20 protein-coding genes are annotated in these 18,471 nt (G+C 73.9%); 12 read left to right on the top strand and 8 right to left on the bottom strand.

All coding sequences use genetic code 11. The features are described from left to right. Positions 1-124 precede the first annotated feature (124 nt). Both ACN27B_RS04555 and ACN27B_RS04550 read left to right on the top strand, forming a co-directional pair. The gene (locus tag ACN27B_RS04555) at positions 125-340 is read left to right on the top strand and encodes a biotin/lipoyl-binding carrier protein (RefSeq protein ID WP_091068708.1); all 216 of its coding nucleotides are present in this window, start codon (positions 125-127) and stop codon (positions 338-340) included. After that, a complete protein-coding gene (locus ACN27B_RS04550) occupies positions 337-849 on the top strand; it encodes a GNAT family N-acetyltransferase (RefSeq protein ID WP_099163791.1) in 513 nt (170 codons plus the stop codon). Before ACN27B_RS04555 ends, ACN27B_RS04550 begins: the two co-directional genes overlap by 4 nt. A gap of 6 nt (positions 850-855) precedes the next feature. Here the strand turns inward: ACN27B_RS04550 and ACN27B_RS04545 are convergent, their stop codons facing one another. Further along, positions 856-1,419 (bottom strand): TetR/AcrR family transcriptional regulator, encoded by a 564-nt coding sequence (locus ACN27B_RS04545; protein ID WP_422743625.1) that lies wholly within the window; start codon positions 1,417-1,419, stop codon positions 856-858. Positions 1,420-1,537: 118 nt separating this feature from the next. Here ACN27B_RS04545 and ACN27B_RS04540 point away from each other — a divergent pair, with 118 nt between their 5' ends. Further along, entirely contained in the window at positions 1,538-3,127 is a 1,590-nt protein-coding gene (locus tag ACN27B_RS04540; RefSeq protein ID WP_422743623.1) for an MDR family MFS transporter, read from the top strand. Between the two features lie 102 nt (positions 3,128-3,229). Here the strand turns inward: ACN27B_RS04540 and ACN27B_RS04535 are convergent, their stop codons facing one another. After that, a complete protein-coding gene (locus ACN27B_RS04535; RefSeq protein WP_099163793.1) occupies positions 3,230-4,846 on the bottom strand; it encodes a tetratricopeptide repeat protein in 1,617 nt (538 codons plus the stop codon). A 183-nt stretch (positions 4,847-5,029) separates the two neighbouring features. Between ACN27B_RS04535 and ACN27B_RS04530 the strand changes: the two genes are divergently transcribed. After that, positions 5,030-6,058, top strand: a complete 1,029-nt coding sequence (locus tag ACN27B_RS04530; RefSeq protein WP_099163794.1) for an SIS domain-containing protein — start codon at positions 5,030-5,032, stop codon at positions 6,056-6,058. A gap of 25 nt (positions 6,059-6,083) precedes the next feature. Beyond that, complete coding sequence (locus tag ACN27B_RS04525) at positions 6,084-7,646, top strand: PAS domain-containing sensor histidine kinase (RefSeq protein ID WP_099163795.1); 1,563 nt, start codon at positions 6,084-6,086, stop codon at positions 7,644-7,646. On the opposite strand, the gene ACN27B_RS04520 is transcribed toward ACN27B_RS04525, so the two are convergent. Next, the gene (locus ACN27B_RS04520) at positions 7,621-9,276 is read right to left on the bottom strand and encodes a glycosyltransferase family 39 protein (protein ID WP_422745847.1); all 1,656 of its coding nucleotides are present in this window, start codon (positions 9,274-9,276) and stop codon (positions 7,621-7,623) included. The two genes, ACN27B_RS04525 and ACN27B_RS04520, sit on opposite strands and share 26 nt — an antisense overlap. Before the next feature lie 505 nt (positions 9,277-9,781). Between ACN27B_RS04520 and ACN27B_RS04515 the strand changes: the two genes are divergently transcribed. From ACN27B_RS04515 to ACN27B_RS04500, 4 genes are read left to right on the top strand one after another with little or no spacing between them, the layout of a single operon-like run. Then, the gene (locus tag ACN27B_RS04515) at positions 9,782-11,491 is read left to right on the top strand and encodes a nitrite/sulfite reductase (protein ID WP_355522189.1); all 1,710 of its coding nucleotides are present in this window, start codon (positions 9,782-9,784) and stop codon (positions 11,489-11,491) included. Beyond that, positions 11,488-11,646 carry a hypothetical protein gene (locus ACN27B_RS04510; RefSeq protein WP_172967928.1) on the top strand — a complete coding sequence of 53 codons (159 nt, stop codon included), beginning with the start codon at positions 11,488-11,490 and terminating at the stop codon, positions 11,644-11,646. The genes ACN27B_RS04515 and ACN27B_RS04510 overlap by 4 nt, the downstream gene beginning before the upstream one ends. Next, the gene (locus ACN27B_RS04505) at positions 11,643-12,401 is read left to right on the top strand and encodes a phosphoadenylyl-sulfate reductase (protein WP_091570927.1); all 759 of its coding nucleotides are present in this window, start codon (positions 11,643-11,645) and stop codon (positions 12,399-12,401) included. The genes ACN27B_RS04510 and ACN27B_RS04505 overlap by 4 nt, the downstream gene beginning before the upstream one ends. Beyond that, on the top strand, positions 12,383-13,132 hold the full coding sequence (locus ACN27B_RS04500) for a sirohydrochlorin chelatase (RefSeq protein WP_422743620.1): 750 nt from the start codon (positions 12,383-12,385) through the stop codon (positions 13,130-13,132). The genes ACN27B_RS04505 and ACN27B_RS04500 overlap by 19 nt, the downstream gene beginning before the upstream one ends. Before the next feature lie 62 nt (positions 13,133-13,194). On the opposite strand, the gene ACN27B_RS04495 is transcribed toward ACN27B_RS04500, so the two are convergent. Beyond that, positions 13,195-13,452 (bottom strand): WhiB family transcriptional regulator, encoded by a 258-nt coding sequence (locus tag ACN27B_RS04495; protein ID WP_013288358.1) that lies wholly within the window; start codon positions 13,450-13,452, stop codon positions 13,195-13,197. 446 nt (positions 13,453-13,898) lie between these two features. Beyond that, positions 13,899-14,849 carry a diacylglycerol/lipid kinase family protein gene (locus tag ACN27B_RS04490; RefSeq protein WP_099163797.1) on the bottom strand — a complete coding sequence of 317 codons (951 nt, stop codon included), beginning with the start codon at positions 14,847-14,849 and terminating at the stop codon, positions 13,899-13,901. A gap of 43 nt (positions 14,850-14,892) precedes the next feature. On the opposite strand from ACN27B_RS04490, the gene ACN27B_RS04485 reads away from it, so the two are divergent. After that, complete coding sequence (locus ACN27B_RS04485) at positions 14,893-15,294, top strand: hypothetical protein (protein WP_099163798.1); 402 nt, start codon at positions 14,893-14,895, stop codon at positions 15,292-15,294. Between the two features lie 29 nt (positions 15,295-15,323). On the opposite strand, the gene ACN27B_RS04480 is transcribed toward ACN27B_RS04485, so the two are convergent. From ACN27B_RS04480 to sodN, 3 genes are read right to left on the bottom strand one after another with little or no spacing between them, the layout of a single operon-like run. Continuing rightward, positions 15,324-15,731: an ATP-binding protein gene (locus tag ACN27B_RS04480; protein ID WP_091570942.1), complete on the bottom strand. Its 408-nt coding sequence runs from the start codon at positions 15,729-15,731 to the stop codon at positions 15,324-15,326. A gap of 32 nt (positions 15,732-15,763) precedes the next feature. Further along, on the bottom strand, positions 15,764-16,288 hold the full coding sequence (locus ACN27B_RS04475; protein ID WP_099163799.1) for a GNAT family N-acetyltransferase: 525 nt from the start codon (positions 16,286-16,288) through the stop codon (positions 15,764-15,766). Next, positions 16,285-16,689 (bottom strand): superoxide dismutase, Ni, encoded by a 405-nt coding sequence (gene sodN / locus ACN27B_RS04470; RefSeq protein ID WP_089155059.1) that lies wholly within the window; start codon positions 16,687-16,689, stop codon positions 16,285-16,287. The genes ACN27B_RS04475 and sodN overlap by 4 nt, the downstream gene beginning before the upstream one ends. Positions 16,690-16,773: 84 nt before the next feature. Here sodN and ACN27B_RS04465 point away from each other — a divergent pair, with 84 nt between their 5' ends. Beyond that, the gene (locus ACN27B_RS04465; protein ID WP_253866177.1) at positions 16,774-17,124 is read left to right on the top strand and encodes a S26 family signal peptidase; all 351 of its coding nucleotides are present in this window, start codon (positions 16,774-16,776) and stop codon (positions 17,122-17,124) included. A 152-nt stretch (positions 17,125-17,276) separates the two neighbouring features. Then, positions 17,277-18,452: an NAD(P)-dependent malic enzyme gene (locus tag ACN27B_RS04460; protein ID WP_422743615.1), complete on the top strand. Its 1,176-nt coding sequence runs from the start codon at positions 17,277-17,279 to the stop codon at positions 18,450-18,452. Positions 18,453-18,471: the final 19 nt, after the last annotated feature.

The raw sequence follows: 18,471 nt of genomic DNA, 5'->3' as shown, positions 1-18,471 counted from the left end.
GTGCCGCCCGGTCCGTCCCGTGGGCGGCGGGGCGGGTCAGCGCGCGGGTGGTCCGAGGGCCGGCGTGACCGGCGTCATGATTGGATACCGTCGCAGGACTGTCGGACAGAGGGAGGGCCGGGACATGGCCGAGGAGATCCGCGCCGAGATGGTGGCGAACGTCTGGAAGGTCGTCGCGTCGGCCGGGGACACCGTGTCCGAGGGCGACACGCTGGTGATCCTGGAGTCGATGAAGATGGAGATCCCGGTGGTCGCCGAGTCCGACGGCGTGGTGCAGCAGCTCGCGGTCAACGAGGGCGACGTGGTGCAGGACGGCGATCTGATCGCGGTGATCGGTTGAGCGGCCTGCTCGTCCGCCGCGCGCAACCGGCGGACTTCCCGGCGGTGGCCCGCCTGACGGTGGCCGCGTACGAGGCGGACGGCCAGCTCAAGGGCGAGAACGGGTACGCCGTGGTGCTCGCCGACGTGGCCGGCCGGGCGGAGACTGGTGAGGTGCTGGTGGCGGTGGACGAGCCCACCGGCGCGGTGCTCGGCGCGGTCACGTTCGTGCTGCCCGGGACCCCGTACGCGGAGCTGGCCGGGCCGGGCGAGGCGGAGTTCCGGATGCTCGCGGTGGACCCGGCCGCCCAGGGCCGGGGCGCCGGCGCGGCGTTGGCGCGGGCGTGTGTGGCGCGCGCCGTCGAGCTGGGTTGCACGGCGGTGGTGATCTGCGTTCGCGACGGCATGGCGGCGAGCGCGCGGCGCCTCTACGACCGGCTCGGGTTCGTCCGGCTGCCGGAGAAGGACTGGTCTCCGCTGCCCGGCGTCGACCTGCTCGGCCTGCGTCTGGCGCTGACCGCCGAGGGCTGAGCCGGCTCAGCCGCCGATCTTCGCCAGCAGCTCGTCGGCCACCTCCAGGGCGATCTTCTTCCGCTCCTCGTCGGAGATGCCCGGCACGCGCACCGCGAACCAGCTGGTGTGCACCGCGAACAGGGTGAGCGCGGCCCGCAGCTGGGCGGCCGGTGACTCGTCGCCCCGGCACAGCTCGCCGGCCAGCCGCATCATCCGCTCGCGCATCTGCTGGCCGGCGGCGAGGCTCTTGAGCACGGTCTGGTTCTGCTCGAAGAAGCGCATCACCTTGGGCAGTTCGCCGGCGAACATGGCGTCGGCGTACCGGCCGATCAGCGCGCGCCGGGTCTCCAGCGTGGCGGGCTGCTCGGCGGCCCAGGCGATCAGCTCGTCCATCCGGCGGAGCCGGTCGTCGACGAAGCTGGTGACGATCTCGTCCTTGCTCTTGAAGTGGTAGTAGAGCGCGGCCTTGGTCACGTTGAGGCGCTCGGCGATCTCCCGGAGCGAGGTCTTCTCGTATCCCTGCTCGGTGAACAGCTCCAGCGCGACCGCCTGGATCCGCTGGCGCGTGCCGCCTGTGCCCTCGCTCACCGACCGACACCTTCCAATCCGCTTGACGCTCGTCCGTACCCCAGCTTACCGTGCGGCTAGTAAGCTAACTAGCCGGGCGGCAAGTAAGTCGATCACCGATCTGCGGGGGAGCCTACCCATGAGTCAACCAGCCGAGGTCACCGCGAGACCCAACGTCCGCGTCGTCCTCTTCGGCCTGATGATCGCGATGATGCTCGCGATGCTCGACAACATGATCGTCAGCACCGCGCTGCCACGCATCGTGTTCGAGTTCGGCGGCGCCGACCATTTCACCTGGGTGGTCACCGCGTACGTGCTCGGCACCACGGTCTCCACCCCGATCTGGGGCAAGCTCGGCGACCTCTACGGCCGCAAGGCCGTCTTCCTCACCGCGGTGGTCGTCTTCCTGGTCGGCTCCGCGCTCTGCGGCATGTCCGGCTCCGGCGTCTTCGGCGGCACCGACAACGGCATGGTCGAGCTGATCGCGTTCCGGGCGGTCCAGGGCCTCGGCGCCGGCGGTCTGATGGTCGGCGTCATGGCGATCATCGGTGACCTGGTCCCGCCCCGGGAGCGGGGCCGCTACCAGGGCATGATCGCCGGCATCATGGCCATCGCCATGGTGGCCGGCCCGCTGGTCGGCGGCTTCATCACCGACAACCTGTCCTGGCGTTGGGCGTTCTACGTCAACCTGCCGCTGGGCGGCGTGGCGCTGCTGGTCCTCGCCACCACCATGCACCTGCCGAAGTACCGCACCGAACACAAGATCGACTGGCTGGGCGCGGCGCTGCTCTCGGTCGGCATCACGGCGCTCGTGCTGGTCACCACGTGGGGCGGCAACGAGTACGACTGGGGTTCGCCGCAGATCCTCGGCCTCGCCGCGCTGGCCGTGGTCGCGCTGGTCGCCTTCGCCCTGGTCGAGCGGCGGGTGCCCGAGCCGATCCTGCCGCTGGGCCTGTTCGCCAACCGCAACTTCGCGCTCATCTCGGTGATCGGGTTCCTGCTCGGCTTCGCCATGTTCGGCGCGATGAACTTCCTCCCGCTCTACCAGCAGACCGTCCAGGGCGCGTCCGCCACGAACAGCGGACTGCTGCTGCTCCCGCTGATGTTCGGCATGCTCGTCGTCTCGCTGGTGGTGGGCCGGACGATCACGAAGACCGGGCGCTACCGCGCCTTCCCGATCATCGGCGGCGTGGTGATGGCGCTCGGCATGGGGCTGCTCAGCCTGCTCGACCTCGACACCAGCAAGACGCAGTCCTCGATCTACATGGTCGTGCTCGGCGTCGGCATGGGCTTCCTCATGCAGACCTCGATGCTGATCGCCCAGAACAGCGTCGAGCAGAAGGACCTGGGCGCGGCGAGCGGCGCGGCGACCTTCTTCCGGTCCATCGGCGGCTCGTTCGGCGTCTCGCTCTTCGGTGCCGTCTTCGCCAACCGGCTGGCCGACTCGGCGGCCGGCCCGGCGTTCGCCGGCAAGGGCGGCGGCGAGGGCGGAGCGCTGGACCTGGAGAAGCTCAAGCAGCTCACCGGCGCCACCCGGGAGGTGGTGCTGGGCGCGCTCGCCGACGCCATCTCGCACGTCTTCCTGTGGGCCGTCTTCTTCACCGTGGCGGTCCCGGTGCTCGCCTGGTTCATCAAGGAGGTGCCGCTGCGGGCGACGAACGACGCCCCGCCGGCCGGCGCCACGCCGGAGGACGAGGCCGAGATCGCGCTCGGCAAGGCCCCCGTCTGACGTGTAAGGAAGGGGCCCCGCTTAACGCCTGGCGTTGTACCGGGGCCCCTTCTTAACACCGTGTACCGGCAGCACCGTCCCGGGGGACCGCCCCGGGCGTCGTCAGGCGCGACGGAACAGGGCGGCGAGGTGCCGCCACAGCCGGCGCAGCGGGCCGGCCCCGGCATCGGCGACCAACGCCTCGGCGGTGGCGCGGGCGGCCGGGTCGAGGGCCGGAGTGGCCCGGGCCAGGTGCGCCAGCGACACCGCCGCCGGGGTCCGGCGGGCCCGCCCGCCCGCCACCTCGGCGAGCCGCCCGGCCACCAGGCCGGCCACGTCGGCGCGTACCCCGGGTTCCACCCACGCGGCGGTGACCAGCGCGAACAGCGCCGCCTCGGCGACCGGGCCGGGACCGGCGGCGGCCAGTGCCCCCAGCACCCGGCGGCGGGTGGACTCCGCCCACGGCTCGTCGGTGCGGTGGTGCAGCAGGCCGAGGCAGGCCCAGACCTGGGCGCACCGCACCCAGAGCGCGGGATCCTGGCCGGCGAGCACCCGCCCCAGCGCGGTGGGCGGCGTCTCCGGCGGATGCGCCAGCAGGCCGAGCAGGTCGGCGAGGTCGACGGTGGCGAGGCCGACCGCGGCGTCGTACGCCGCCGGGGGATGGGCCCAGGCCGGCTGGGCGAGCTGCTGGAGCCGTCGTACCGCGCCGGCCGACGGGAGCGTGCTGTCGGCGAGGCTCTCCGGCACCAGCGGATCGTCCGCGCCCACCGGGGTCACCTGACCCAGCCAGGGGCGGCCCCGGCAGCACTCGGCGAGGTCGCCGTGCTCGTGCGAGTCGTCCGGGTGGTCGCGGACGAAGTCGGCCAGGGCCACCAGGTGGTCGACGTTCCCGTCGCGCTGGAAGCGCAGCCGGTGGGCGGTGTGCACGGCGCAGTCGAAGGACGGGTCCTTCGCCAGCGCGCGGTCCACCCAGTCCAGCGCGGCGTCCAGCCGGCCGTGGTCGGCCAGCGTGCCGGCGATGTCCGCGTAGACCGCCAGGTCGTCCGGGTCGAGCGCGACGGCGCGCTCCAGCGCGGCCAGCGCGTCGGCGGTCCGGCCGGCGCTGCGGTACGCGTACCCGAGCCAGACCTCGCCGAGCTTGGTCTGCTCCGCGCGTACCCCCCGGGTGGCCCAGGTGACCGCCAAGGCGACCTCGCCCAGGCGTCGGGCCAGCGCGGACGCCGCGCCCAGCAGCAGCGGGTGCTCGGGGTGCACGGTGATCGCGTTGCGGGCCAGCGCCAGGTAGGGCTGGAGCGGTTCGCGCAGCCGGCGCGGCACCGGGTCCGGCACGGCCGCGCAGACCTGCATGAGGATCCGCGCGGTGCGCTCCGGATCGAGGCGTTCCGGCAGGTCGGCGGCGGTCACCCAGGGCACGGCGGCCCACGGCGCGCCGGGCGCGTAGCCGGTGGCGGCGGCCAGCAGGTCGAGCCCTTCGGCGGGGCGGCCGGCGGCGGCGAGCAGGTGTGCCCGCGCCACCACGGCGCCGACGAACGCGTGCTGTCCCAGCGGGAAGAGGTCCAGGTCGCCTCCGCTGGCCGCGGCGAGCCGGGCGAGCGTCTCGTGCGCCTCGGGCAGGGTGGGGGAGCGGACCAGCGCCGCGGCCACGTGGTCGGCGGCGTGCCGCAGGTCGCCCTCGCCCAGCGCCAGGCGGGCCAGCGCGAGTTCCTCCTCCGCGGAGAGCGCGGCGTCGTCCTCGGGCACGTCGTCCTCTCGCCGGTCGGGTCGTCAGCCGGGCAAGCGTAGGGGATCTTGTCCAGCATTGGTGATCCACTGCGCACTACTGTTCGTTGCGTTGCCCGCGACCGCTCAAACGTGCAAGACTGAGCATCGAACGCGCGGCAATCGCGCAGAAGGGGGTGCGGGGTGACCCGTCCAGGGGTCGGCATGGCCGCCGACATCGACGAGCAGCCGGCCGGCTACGAGCGCCTGCTCTCCACCGAGCACGCCACCGCGATCGCCGAGGTCGCGGCCGTCGTCGCGGACCGGCGGCCCCGGCACGTGGTCTTCACCGCCCGGGGCACCTCCGACCACGCCGCGCTCTACGCCGCCTACCTCACCGAGATCCGCCTCGGGCTGCCCGCCGGGCTCGCCTCGCCGAGCGCGATCACCGTCTTCGGCGCCCGGCCCGACCTTTCCGACGCGCTGGTCGTCGGCGTCAGCCAGAGCGGCGGCTCGCCCGACCTGGCCGAGGTGCTGCGGGTCGCCCGGGCCTCCGGCGCGCTCACCCTCGCCGTCACCAACAACCCCGACTCGCCGCTGGTCGAGACCGCCGAGCTGAGCGTCGACATCGCCGCCGGCCACGAGCGGGCCGTCGCCGCCACCAAGACCTACACCGCCGAGCTGCTCGCGCTGCTCATGCTGGTCGAGGGGGTACGCGCCGGCGACGGCGCGCTGCCCGCCGAGGAACGGGACGCGCTGGCCCGCCTGCCCGAGCTGGCCGCGCGCACCCTCGCCGACGACACCCCGGCCCGGCTCGCCCCGCGCTACCGGTTCGCCGCCCAGCTCGTCACCACCGGCCGGGGCTACGCGTACCCGACCGCCCGGGAGGCGGCGCTGAAGCTGATGGAGACGTCGTACCTGCCGGCGCTCGCCTTCTCCGGCGCCGACCTGCTGCACGGCCCGCTCGCCATGACCGACCCGGACGTGCCGGTGCTGGCCGTGGTCGGCTCCGGCCCCGGCGGCACGTCGATGCGCGAGGTGCTGCCCCGGCTCGGCGAGCGCCGCGCCGACGTGGTGGTGGTCGGCTCCGCCGACGTCGGGGAGACCCGGATGGCGGTGCCCGAGGTCGACGAGCGGTACGCGCCGCTGCTCGACATCCTGCCGCTGCAACGGCTCGCGCTGGCCCTGGCGCTGGCCCGTGGCGAGGACCCGGACGCACCACGCGGGTTGAAGAAGGTCACCGCGACGATGTGAGGTCCGGCGTGGCACGCTGTGGGGCGTGTCCACCCTCCGTGACCTCGCCGAGGAGCACACCGCGCTCCGTCCGGCGGACATCGACCACCTGCACCGGATCGCCGGCGACTGGCAGCTGCTGTCCGACCTCTCCTTCGCCGACCTGCTGCTCTGGGTGCCGGTGGACGGTGACGGCACCTTCCTCTGCGTGGCTCAGGTCCGCCCGACCACCGCGCCGACCGCCTACCTGGACGACCAGGTCGGCCGGATCGTCGGCGGGCCCGAGGTGGCGCACCTGGAGGTGGCCCACCGGCAGGGCCGGATCTGGCGCGAGGGCGACCCGGTCTGGTACGGCGACGTGCCCGCCCGGCACGAGGCCATCCCGGTGCGGCTGCGCACCGGTGACGGGGAGAACGGCGAGGTGATCGCCGTGGTGGGGCGCGACACCAACCTCTCCACCGCGCGCACCCCGAGCCAGCTCGAACTGAACTACCTGACCACCGCCGACGACCTGGCCCAGATGATCGCCGACGGCACGTTCCCGCCGCCCCGGCACCCGGGCGAGACCACCTCGGCGCCCCGCGTCGGCGACGGGCTGGTGCGGCTCGACGCCAACGGGAAGGTCACCTACGCCAGCCCGAACGCGCAGTCCGCGTACCGCCGGCTCGGCTTCGCCTCCCACCTGGTGGGGGAGGACCTGGCCAAGCTGCACCGCCGGCTGGCCGGCGACCCGCTCGAGGGCACCGACGCGGGCAACGCCGTGCTCGCCGCGTTGCGCGGCGAGGCGCCGCCCCGGCGGGAGATCGACGCCCGGGGCGCCACCATGCTGACCCGGGCCCTGCCGCTGATGCCCGCCGGAGTGCCGATCGGCGCGCTGGTGCTGGTCCGCGACATCACCGAGGTACGCCGCCGGGACCGCGCCCTGATCACCAAGGACGCCACCATCCGGGAGATCCACCACCGGGTGAAGAACAACCTGCAGACCGTCGCCGCGCTGCTGCGCCTCCAGGCCCGCCGGGTGGCCATGCCCGAGGCCCGGGTCGCGCTGGAGGAGTCGGTACGCCGGGTCGCCTCGATCGCGCTGGTGCACGAGACGCTCTCCATGTCCAGCGACGAGGCGGTGGAGTTCGACGGCATCGTCGACCGGGTCGCCAGCGCCGCGACCGAGGTGGCCGCCACCGAGGTGACCGTCGGCATGCGCCGCAAGGGCAGCTTCGGCGTGCTGCCCGCCGAGATCGCCACCTCGCTGGTGATGGTGCTCAACGAGCTGCTGCTCAACGCCGTGGAGCACGGCTTCCCGCCGGCCGACGAGGACGGCGCTCCCGCTGCGCCGGACGGGCCGAAGCCGGAGGTGGTGGTCTCGGTGCACCGGCTCCGCAAGGAGCTGCACGTCTCGGTCACCGACAACGGGCGCGGCCTGCCCGGGCAGTTCGACGCCGAACGGGGCGGCAACCTCGGCCTCCAGATCGTCCGGGCGCTGGTCACCGGTGAGCTGCGCGGCACCATCGAGCTGCGCAACGGCGCCGGCGGCGGCACCGAGGCGGCGCTGGTCGTCCCGCTGGCCCGGGGCACCACCGACCGCCTCACCGGGCGAGCAGGGCCACCGTGAGGCCCGGCCGCGGCCAGACCTGACGCACCGTGAAGCCGTCGCGCAGCGCCGCGCCCTTCGCGCCGGGCACCGCCGCCAGCGGGTCCGCCCGACGCCCGGTGACCACCAGCCAGACCCGGTCCACCCCGGCCAGGCACCGCGCCGGGGCCTCGCACTCGGTGGCCCACAGGTCCGCGCCCTGCCGCTGGTCGCGGACCACCAGCACGTCACGGGGCAGCCGCGACCCCAGGTGGTACGCCATGCCCAGATCCGGGAACAGCCAACTGTCGCGGGGCGAGTAGACGACCGCGTCACCCGGCCGTTCGCCGGCGGCGATCACGCGGGCCGCGCCCGCGTAGTCGACGGGCGCGCCGCGCGGCCACTCGTGGGTACGGCGCAACGCCGCCTGGTCGGGCAGCCCCAGCAGCCCGGCCAGCGCCACCAGGGCCAGCGCCGCCCCGAGCCCTGCTCCGGCCGGAGCGGTCCCCGTCGGCTTCGTCCCGCTGACCGCCGCCCGGGCGGGCGTGGCCCCGGCGGGCGTGGCCCCGGTGGGCGTGGTCCCCGTCGGTGTGGCCCCGGTCGGTGTCGTCCCGGCCAGGGCCGCGCCGGCGAGCAGGCAGGCGAACGGCACGGTGAAGACCAGGTAGCGGGTCACCCAGAGCGGCACCACCGTGCCGGCCGCGAAGAGCAGCAGCACCGGCAGCAGCACGGCGGCGGCGGGCAGCAGCGCCCGCCGGCCCAGCCGGACCGCGCCGAGCGCCGCGAGGGCCAGCAGGAACCCGCCCACCACGCCGCTCTGCGCCAGCCCACCGGGCAGCGCCGCCAGGTCGGGCAGGCGGGCCGGGTCGACCCAGTCGAGCTGCCGACCGCGCTGGCCCCGGGCGACCAGCGCCAGTGGGGTGACGAGCACGACGGCCGGCACCAGCGCCAGCAGCCACCGCGTCAGCACCCGCCGGCCGGGTACCGGCGCCCCTCGGGCGTCGTGGGCCGCGCCGGCGTCGAGCCTCTCGGGCCGGGACCGGTCGGGCGGGTCGACGACCGTCGCCGGACCGCGTGCGGCGGTCAGCAGCACCACCACGGCGTGCGCCGCGAGCAGGGTGAGCGCGATCAGGTGGACCAGGGCGAGCGCGGCGACGGCGAGCGCGTACCCGGCCCAACGCCTCCAGGTCGGCCGGCGCAGCGCGTCGACCAGCAGCAGCGTGGCGAGCACGGCGAGCAGCGTCGCGAGGGCGTACGGGCGGGCCTCCTGGCCGTAGCGCGAGGTGGCCGGCAGCACCGCGAACAGCAGCCCGGCCAGCAGTCCGGCCCGGTCGCCGACGAGGCGCGCGCCGAGCCGGGCGGTCAGCGCGGCGGCGGCGGCCATGGCCAGCGCGGAGGGCAGCCGCAACGCGGTCGGCGAGGTGCCGACCAGCGCCGTCCATCCGTGCATGAGCGCGTAGTACGGCCCGGTGGCGGCGTCGATGACGCGGGTCAGCCGGAGCAGGTCGGGCAGCGGGCGGGTGGCGGCGCTCCAGGTGGCCAGCTCGTCGCGCCACGGCTGCGCGTGTCCGATTCCGACCAGCGTGATCCCCAGCGTGAGCAGCCCCGGTACGACCCACACCGGCCGACCGAGGCGGGCTCGGGACGGCGCAGGCCCGGCGAACGCGCTCACATCCCGCAGCGTCACACGCCCGCCCACCCCCGCCACCCCGCTCCGCTGATTCCACCCCCGACCGGGCCCCCCACCCCCGGCCCCCAGCGGTCGATCATGAGGTTGACGGCACCCGCCGTCCCTTTTGCCGCCGCCAATTTCATGATCGACGATCTCGGGTGGGGTGATGCTGGTCACGGGGGGTGGGGGGTGGATGGGTGTCGATCTGGGCGGGGGGCGCCCGTGATGTGGGATCACCGGGGCGGGCGGTGGTCGGTGGGACGGTGGTGTGGCAGCATGAGGCCCATGACCGCCGCTGTCGTCCGCCGCTTCGTGGCCCGTCGCCACGTCGACTACGGCCGCGTGCGCAGCGCGATCTGTCCGGCCCACTGACGACGCCCGACCCTTCCGTCTCGGGCGCGTACTCGCGCCGGCCGTCATCGACATCGCCGTCCACGGCCCTTCTCAGGGCCGGCCGCCGCGTCCGCGCTCCAGGCACCACAGCAGACCGATGGAGGACGCCGCGATGGCGGTCAGCAGCACCCCGACCCGTCCCGACAGCCCGGCGCCTGCCGCCCGTGCGCCCCGCCGGCCACGCGGCGAGGGGCAGTGGGCGCTCGGGCACCGTGAGCCGCTCAACCCCAACGAGCGGATCAAGAAGGACGACGACCCGCTCAACGTGCGGGACCGGATCGAGAACATCTACGCCCACCGGGGCTTCGCCTCGATCGACCCGCAGGACCTGCGCGGCCGGTTCCGTTGGTGGGGGCTCTACACCCAGCGCAAGGCCGGCATCGACGGCGGGCGCACCGCGGTGCTGGAGCCGCACGAGCTGGAGGACGAGTTCTTCATGCTCCGGGTCCGGGTGGACGGCGGCCAGCTCAACCTGGCCCAGCTGCGCGTGGTCGCGGACATCTCCCGCGAGTTCGCCCGGGACACCGCCGACATCACCGACCGGCAGAACATCCAGTACCACTGGATCCGGGTCGAGGACATGCCGGAGATCTGGCGCCGGCTGGAGTCGGTCGGCCTGCAGACCACCGAGGCGTGCGGCGACTGCCCCCGGATCGTGCTCGGCAGCCCGGTCGCCGGGGTGGCCCGCGACGAGCTGCTCGACCCCACGCCGGCCATCGACGAGATCGTCCGCCGGTACGTCGGCGACAAGGCGTTCTCCAACCTGCCCCGCAAGTTCAAGACCTCGATCTCCTGGCTGGTCGACACCCCGTACGAGGCGAACGACATCGCGCTCCTCGGCGTCGACCACCCCGAGCACGGCCCCGGCTTCGACGTCTGGGTCGGCGGCGGGCTCTCCACCAACCCGATGCTGGCCAAGCGGCTCGGCGTCTGGGTGCCGCTGCACGAGGTGCCGGACGTGTGGGCGGGCGTGGTCGGCATCTTCCGCGACTACGGCTACCGGCGGCTGCGCAACCGGGCCCGACTGAAGTTCCTGGTCGCCGACTGGGGCGTGGAGCGCTTCCGCGAGGTGCTGGAGAAGGAATACCTGGGCCGCGCGCTGCTCGACGGCCCGGCCGCCGAGCTGCCGGCGAAGCCGGTCGACCACATCGGCGTGCACCCGCAGCGCGACGGCGCCAACTACGTGGGCGCGGCGCCCGTGGTGGGCCGGGTCTCCGGCACCCAGCTGGCGCAGCTCGCCGACGTGGTCGAGGCGCACGGCAGTGACCGGGTACGGCTCACCCCGTACCAGAAGTTGCTGGTGCTGGACGTGGCGCCGGAGCGGACCGAGTCCCTGGTGACGGCGCTGCGTGGGATCGGCCTGGAGGCCCGGCCGTCGGCCTGGCGGCGCGGCACCATGGCCTGCACCGGCATCGAGTTCTGCAAGCTGGCCATCGTAGAGACCAAGCGGCGCGGCGAGGAGCTGGTGGCCCGGCTGGAGGAGCGGCTGCGCGACTTCGACGCGGACATCTCCATCCACCTCAACGGCTGCCCGAACGCCTGCGCCCGCACCCAGGTCGCGGACATCGGGCTCAAGGGCCAGCTCGTGGTCGGCCCGGACGGCCGGCAGGTCGAGGGCTTCCAGGTGCACCTCGGCGGCGGCCTCGGCATGGCCGCCGGCCAGACCGCCGGTTTCGGCCGCAAGCTGCGCGGCCTGAAGACCACCGCCGACGACCTTCCGGAGTACGTGGAACGGCTGGCCCGCCGCTACCTGGCCGGCCGGACCGAGGGCGAGACCTTCGCCCGCTGGGTGATCAGAGTCGACGAGGAGGAGCTCCGATGAGTGATGCCCGATCCGCGCCTCTCTACTGCCCCTACTGCGGGGAGGAGGACCTGCGACCGCACGAGGCCGGGCACGGCGCCTGGGAGTGCCACGCCTGCGCGCGGGTCTTCTCGGTGAGGTTCACCGGTCTGCTGGGCCGGGCGGTGACCCGGTGAGTGGCCTGGTCTCCGCCGCGGGCCTGGGCCTGGTCGGCGCGGGCGGAGCGGCCGACCCGGCCCGGCGCGACCCGGAGGAGCTGCGTCTGCTGGCCGAGGAGGCCGGGCGGGAGCTGGCGGACGCGCCCGCGCTGGAGATCGCCCGGTGGGCGGTGGAGACGTTCGGCGAGCGGTTCTGCGTGACCAGCTCGATGGCCGACGGTGTGCTGGCGCACCTGGTCTCGCGGGTCGCCCCCGGGGTGGACGTGGTGTTCCTGGACACCGGGCTGCACTTCCCGGAGACGCTGCGGGTCCGCGACGAGGTGGCCCGGCGGATGCCGGTGCGGGTCCGCTCGATCCGGCCCCGGATGACCGTCGGGCAGCAGGACGGCCAGTACGGCCCGCGCCTGTTCAACCGGTCCCCGGACGACTGCTGCCAGTTGCGCAAGGTGGAACCGCTGGAGCGGGCGCTCGCCGGGTACGACGCCTGGGCCGCCGGGCTGCGCCGGGACGAGTCGCCGACCCGCGCGAACACGCCGGTGGTCGGCTTCGACCCGCGTCGCGGCAAGGTCAAGGTGAACCCGATCGCCGCCTGGACGCAGCGCGAGGTGGACGCGTACGTGGCCCGCCACGACATCCCGGTCAACGAGCTGTTCGCCCGGGGCTACGGCTCGATCGGCTGCTGGCCGTGCACCCGCCGGACCAAGGCGGGGGAGGACCCCCGGGCCGGCCGGTGGGCGATGTTCGAGAAGACCGAGTGCGGCCTGCACACCTGACGGCCGCGCCACCGGTGGTGCTGGTGGCGCACGGCAGCCGCGATCCCCGGGCGGCCGAGGCCACCCGGGCGTTGGCCCGGGCGGTGGCGGTCGCGTGTCCCGGCCGCCCGGTGCTGCCGAGCTGGCTCGACCACACCGACCCCGGTCCGACCGAGGTGCTGCGGGGCCTGGCCGCCGACGGGCACTCCCGGGTGGTGCTGGTGCCGCTGCTGCTCACCGCCGCGTACCACCGGAAGGTGGACATCCCGGCGGCGGTGGCGGCGGCCGGCGCGGACCTCGACGTGCGGGTGACCGACGTGCTGGGGCCGACCGGCGGCACGGTGGACGGCCGGCTGCTGGCCGGGCTGCGACGCCGGCTGGCCGAGGCCGCCGGGGACGACCCGGGCGACCTGGACGCGGTGGTGCTGGCCGCGGCCGGGACCCGGGACCCGGCCGCGCGGGCGTCGGTGGGTCGGGTCGCCGCGGCGCTCGGCGCCGGCCTGGGCTTGCCCTGCCGTGTCTCCTACGCCTCGGCGGCGCCCCCGGAGGTCGGCGGCGCGGTGGCGCGGCTGCGCGCGGCGGGGGCCGGTCGGGTCGCGGTGGCGGCCTACTTCCTGGCCCCGGGCCGGTTCCACGACGGGGTACGCGCGGCGGCCCGCTCGGCCGGGGCGGTGGCGGTCGCCGACCCGCTCACCGATCTGCCGGAACTCGCCGACCTGGTGCGTCGGCGGGTGGACGCGGCGGCGCGTTGAGCGCCTCGGGACAGCAGAACGCCCCGGCCGGAATCCCGGCCGGGGCGTCTCGCGTGTGCGGGTCAGGCGGAGTGAGCGCGCAGCACCCGGAGACCGCCGCGGCGCTTCACCGCGCGGCGCTCCTCCTCGCTCATCCCACCCCAGACGCCGGCGTCCTGACCGGACTCCAGCGCCCACTGCAGGCACTGGTCGGTCACGGGGCAGCGCCGGCAGACGGCCTTCGCCTGCTCCACCTGCAGGAGAGCCGGACCGGACGTCCCGATCGGGAAGAACAGCTCCGGGTCCTCGTCGCGGCAGACCGAATCGTGGCGCCAGTCCATGGCGGCAACACTCCTCATTCTTAGTGGATGGCCAGATAACGCTTCGTTGCTATTCCTATATGCATCCGCATTGCCGATAGGTGACGGTCAGCATCCATCAATTCGGCGCTGCGTGAGCAGGCTGCGGGCCCCTGGACCTGCTGGAACAGCTCAACCTGCCGAGCATATCCAGGCAATGTCCCGGTAACACGAGTTCGCTTGTGAATACTTTCACGAACTACAGCGATGTCAAGGGTGACGCTCGGAAAAACTCCGAACAGTGAGCGGGCTCACCACCCATTTGTCCGGGTTTCCGAAGTCTCTCGTTACCCGGCGTGCCACAGTCGAGGATCAATATAGTACGGTCTGCGTGACGTTGCTGACATTTCCGGCACCCTTCCTCGGCGTGGCGGCCACCGCACCCGCGCGGCGGGGGGTCCGCGTCAACCGACTGGGATACCCGAGACCTAGCAGATTACTCTGAGTGCGGCCGGCACGGAGGTAAATCTGACTTTTTCCCGCTCGCCGAGGTAGTCGCCGTCCAGTTGGAACGGCAGCGGACGCGCCGCGAGCAGGGTGAACTCCGCCACGTCGTGCAGCCGGAGCACCTGCTTGCCGTGCGGATCGGGCTTCCGGGAGAAGAACTGGGTCACCGTCCGTGCGGTGCTGGCCACCTTGAGCTGCCGGATGGCGAGCACGTCCAGCCCGAGGTCGAACGACGCCTCCGGATTCGGGTTGATCTCCCGGTCGCCGAGGTACGTCCACGGCGCGGTGTTCTGGATGATGGCGGTGGCCAACTCCGTCGCTGGCGCCTCACCCGGCCGCTCCAGCGTGATCGGCGGATGCCGACGGTCCGAGCCGACGAAGTACTGGCTCGCGGTGGACCGGAAGTAGAGCGCCGGGGTGGAGACCCGACCCCGCTTGCGGGCCTGCTCCACCCGGCGGATGACCGCCGCGTCGAGCCCGAAGCCGGCGCAGAACGTGAAGTAGCGGTCGTCCGCCCGACCCAGCCCGATGGTGCGGGACCGGCCCAGCCGCAACCCCTCCAGGATCATGCTGGTGCCGTCCGGCCACTCGCGGGGCAACCCGAGGGCGCGGGCGAAGACGTTGGTCGAGCCGCCGGGCACGGTCGCCAGCGCCGGCAACCGCTCGGCCGAGGTCTGCCCGGTGCGGAACGTCGGCGGCTCGGCCGCCATCAACCCGTTGACCACCTCGTTGACCGTGCCGTCGCCACCGAGCGTGACCACCAGGTCGACGCCCTCCTGGGCGGCCTCCCGGGCCAGATCCATGGCGTGGCCCCGTCGGCGGGTGTACCGCACCGACAGGTCGACTTCACTGCGCAGCGCCCGGACGAGCACGTCCCGGCTGCGTTCGCTGGTGGTGGTGGCCTTCGGATTGACCACCAGGACGGCCCGCATGGGCGGCACTGTACCGCGACTACCCACCGGTATCGTGGCGCCCGTGACGATCGACTCCGACCCGACCCCCGGCCCGCTCCGCGCGGCGGTGCTCCTGCTGCGCGCCGAGGCGGTGGCGCTCGGGCTGGTCGCGGCGTGGCTGATCTGGTCCGACCTCACCGCACGGACCACCGATCTGGCCTCGGCGCTGCTCGTGACCGCGTTCGCCGTCGGCGGCGCGGTCGCGCTCTGGGCTCTCGGCGGGGCGCTGTCGCGTCGGCGGGCCGGCGCCCGCGCGCCGGCCATCGTGCTCCAGCTCATGCTGCTGCCGGTCGGCTGGTTCATGATCGAGGGCGGCCTGGGCTGGCTCGGGCTGCCGCTCATCGCGCTCGGGCTCGGCATGGTGGGTCTGCTGGTGAGCGGCCCGACCAACCGGGCGCTCGGTTTCGGCGACCCGACCCCCTGACGGCCGCCCCTGCGGCAGCTCCCGGTGGGTCAGTAGCCGCGGGCGCGACGGGTCAGCAGCGAGATGGTGGCCCGGCCGTCGGCAGCGTGAGCGCCGGCCGAGGTGGTCAACGCGGTGAGCACCTTCCAGGCGAAGGACGACTCGGACGGGAGCGTGGCCCCTCGCACGGTCGGCACGGTCACCTCGACGGTCAGCGCGTCCTCGGTGACCGCGAAGCGGCACTCCAACTCGGCGTCCCGGGTCGCGATGGCGAGCAGCATGGCGCACGCCTCGTCGACGGCGATGCGCAAGTCCTCGATCTCGTCGAGGGCGAACTGGAGCCGGGCCGCGAGGCCGGCCGTCGCGGTGCGGAGCACGCCGAGGTAACCACCGTCGGCGGGCACGGTGAGGTGCACGACGTCGTCGTCCGTCGTCGGCTGCCCGGTCAGTTGAGTCACGCCTCATCCCCCCGGTGCGGGACTCTACCCGGTCAGGCGGCCGGGTGGGTGGGTGCGGGCGTCGACTGCGCGGCGAGCTCGCGCAACGCGGGTCCGGTGAGCCGGTACGGGGTCCACTCGTCCATCGGCGTGGCCCCGATCGAGGCGTAGAAGCGGGCCGCCGGGTTCCAGTGCAGCATCCACCAGTCGAGGCGCTCGTAGCCGCGCTCGACGCAGATCCCGGCGAGGGTGGCCAGCAGCATCCGACCCGCGCCGGTGCCCCGGGCCGCCGGCCGGACGTAGAGATCCTCCAGGTAGATGCCGTGCACGCCGGCCCAGGTGGAGAAGTTGAGGAACCAGAGGGCGAAGCCCACCGGCTCGTCGGCCGCGTCCACCGCGACGTGGCCGAAGAGCGCCGGAGCGGCCGGGAAGAGCGCCGCGTGGAGCTGTTCGGCGGTGAGGTGGCACTGCTCCGGGGCGCGCTCGTACTCGGCGAGTTCGTGCACCATGGCGACGACGGCCGGTACGTCCTCGGGACGTACCGGCCGGATCGTCGGTGCCGCGACGGGCGACGTCACGCCTGCTTGGTCTCCCAGAAGATCTTCGAGATCTCGTCGATCTTCGAGAGCAGCTCGTCGGCCTTGGCCGGGTCGGTGCCACCCTTGGCGCCGGCCGCGCCGGCCAGCTTGGTGGCCTCGTTGAAGAGCTGGTGCAGGTGCGGGTACTTCTCGAAGTGCTGCGGCTTGAAGTAGTCGGTCCAGAGCACCCACAGGTGGTGCTTGACCAGGTCCGCCCGCTGCTCCTTGATCAGGATGGCGCGGGTGCGGAACTCCGGGTCGGTGTTGGCCTGGTACTTCTCGCAGATCATTTTGACCGACTCGGCCTCGATCCGGGCCTGCGCCGGGTCGTAGACGCCGCACGGCAGGTCACAGTGGGCACTGGCGGTCACACGGGGCGTGAGGATGCGGGGAAGGCGCATCAGGGTCCTCCATGGGATGTTTGCGATGATCCAAGACGACACTACTCCTGGAGATGCTTTCCAGCGGGCGGGAGGTGAAACCCGGTGCCAGGTGTGGACGAACACGCCGTGCCCGCGCTGCGCGGCCCGCTGGTGCCGGTCCTGGTCACCGGCCCGTCCATGTCGCCCACGCTGCGCCACGGCGACGCGGTGCTGGTCCGCACCGGTGGCCGGCCGGTCCGCCCCGGCGATGTGGTGGTCGCCGTCTTCCGCACCCGCCCCGACCTGCTGGTGGTCAAGCGCGCGGTCGAACCGCGCGCCGGCGGCTGGTGGCTGCGCGGCGACAACGACCTGGTCGCCGACGACTCCCGGGCCTACGGCGTGGCCGACGTCCGCGGGCGGGTGGTGGCCCGCTGGTGGCCGCGTCCGGCCCGGATCAGGGGCCGGCAGGGGTAGCGGCGGATATGACCCCGCTCACATCCTGGGAGCCGGTGCGTGACTATGCTCGGAAAGTGCCCGGGTGACCCCCGCACCGCCGCCCCGCCGGTCGCTGACCACCGCTGACCACGCCGGCCGGTCCGTCTGCATCGACAGATCCTGGAGTCACCATGTCTTCGTCCACCCCGGACCCCGCTGATCCCGTCTTCCGGCTGCACGTCGGCGGCAAGATGGCCGTCACCTCGACGGTGCCGCTGACCAGTCGGGAGGACCTCTCCCTCGCGTACACCCCGGGTGTGGCCCGGGTGTGTGAGGCGATCGCCGCCGACCCCGACCTCGCCGACACCTACACCTGGGTGTCGCACACCGTCGCGGTGGTCACCGACGGCTCCGCCGTGCTCGGTCTGGGCAACATCGGCCCGCGCGCCGCGCTGCCCGTGATGGAGGGCAAGGCGGTGCTGTTCAAGCAGTTCGCCGGCGTGGACGCGGTGCCGGTCTGCCTGGACACCCAGGACGTGGACGAGATCGTCGCGGCGGTCCGGGCGATCGCGCCCTCGTTCGGCGGGATCAACCTGGAGGACATCAGCGCCCCCCGTTGCTTCGAGGTCGAGCGCCGGCTGGACGAGGCGCTGGACATCCCCGTCTTCCACGACGACCAGCACGGCACCGCGATCGTCGTGCTGGCCGCGCTGCGCAACGCGGCGACGCTGCTCAACCGCAAGCTCGGCGACCTACGGGTCGCGGTCAGCGGCGCCGGGGCGGCCGGGGTGGCGGTGACGAAGATGCTGATCGCCGGCGGCGTCGACCCGGCGCGGGTGGTGGTCTGCGACTCCCGCGGCATCATCGGCCGGCACCGCGAGCTGACCGGCACCAAGGCCGAGCTGGCCGACCTCACCAACGCCGAGGGCCGCGAGGGTGACGTCACCGAGGCGCTGCGCGGCGCGGACGTGCTGGTCGGCGTCTCCGGCGGCCAGATCCCCGAGGCGGCGGTGGCCGGCATGGCCCCCGGCGGCATCGTGTTCGCGCTGGCCAACCCCACCCCGGAGGTGCACCCCGAGGTGGCCGCCCGGCACGTGGCGGTGGTCGCCACCGGGCGCAGCGACTACCCGAACCAGATCAACAACGTGCTCGCCTTCCCGGGCGTGTTCCGGGGCGCGCTGGACGCCGGCGCCACCCGGATCACCGACGCGATGAAGGTGGCCGCCGCCGACGCCATCGCGGGCGTGGTCGCCGAGTCGCTGACCGCGGACGCGATCGTGCCGTCCCCGCTCGACCCGCGGGTCGCCCCGGCGGTCGCCGACGCGGTGGCCGAGGCCGCCCGGCGCGACGGCGTCGCCCGCCGCTGAGGGTGTAAGGAGGGGCACC

The sequence above is a fragment of the Micromonospora sp. WMMD754 genome, from assembly GCF_049315235.1.
GTDB classification, from domain to species: domain Bacteria; phylum Actinomycetota; class Actinomycetes; order Mycobacteriales; family Micromonosporaceae; genus Micromonospora; species Micromonospora sediminicola.
The sequence above is the reverse complement of the archived record's forward strand: the minus strand, read 5'-3'. Positions and strand labels throughout refer to the sequence as shown.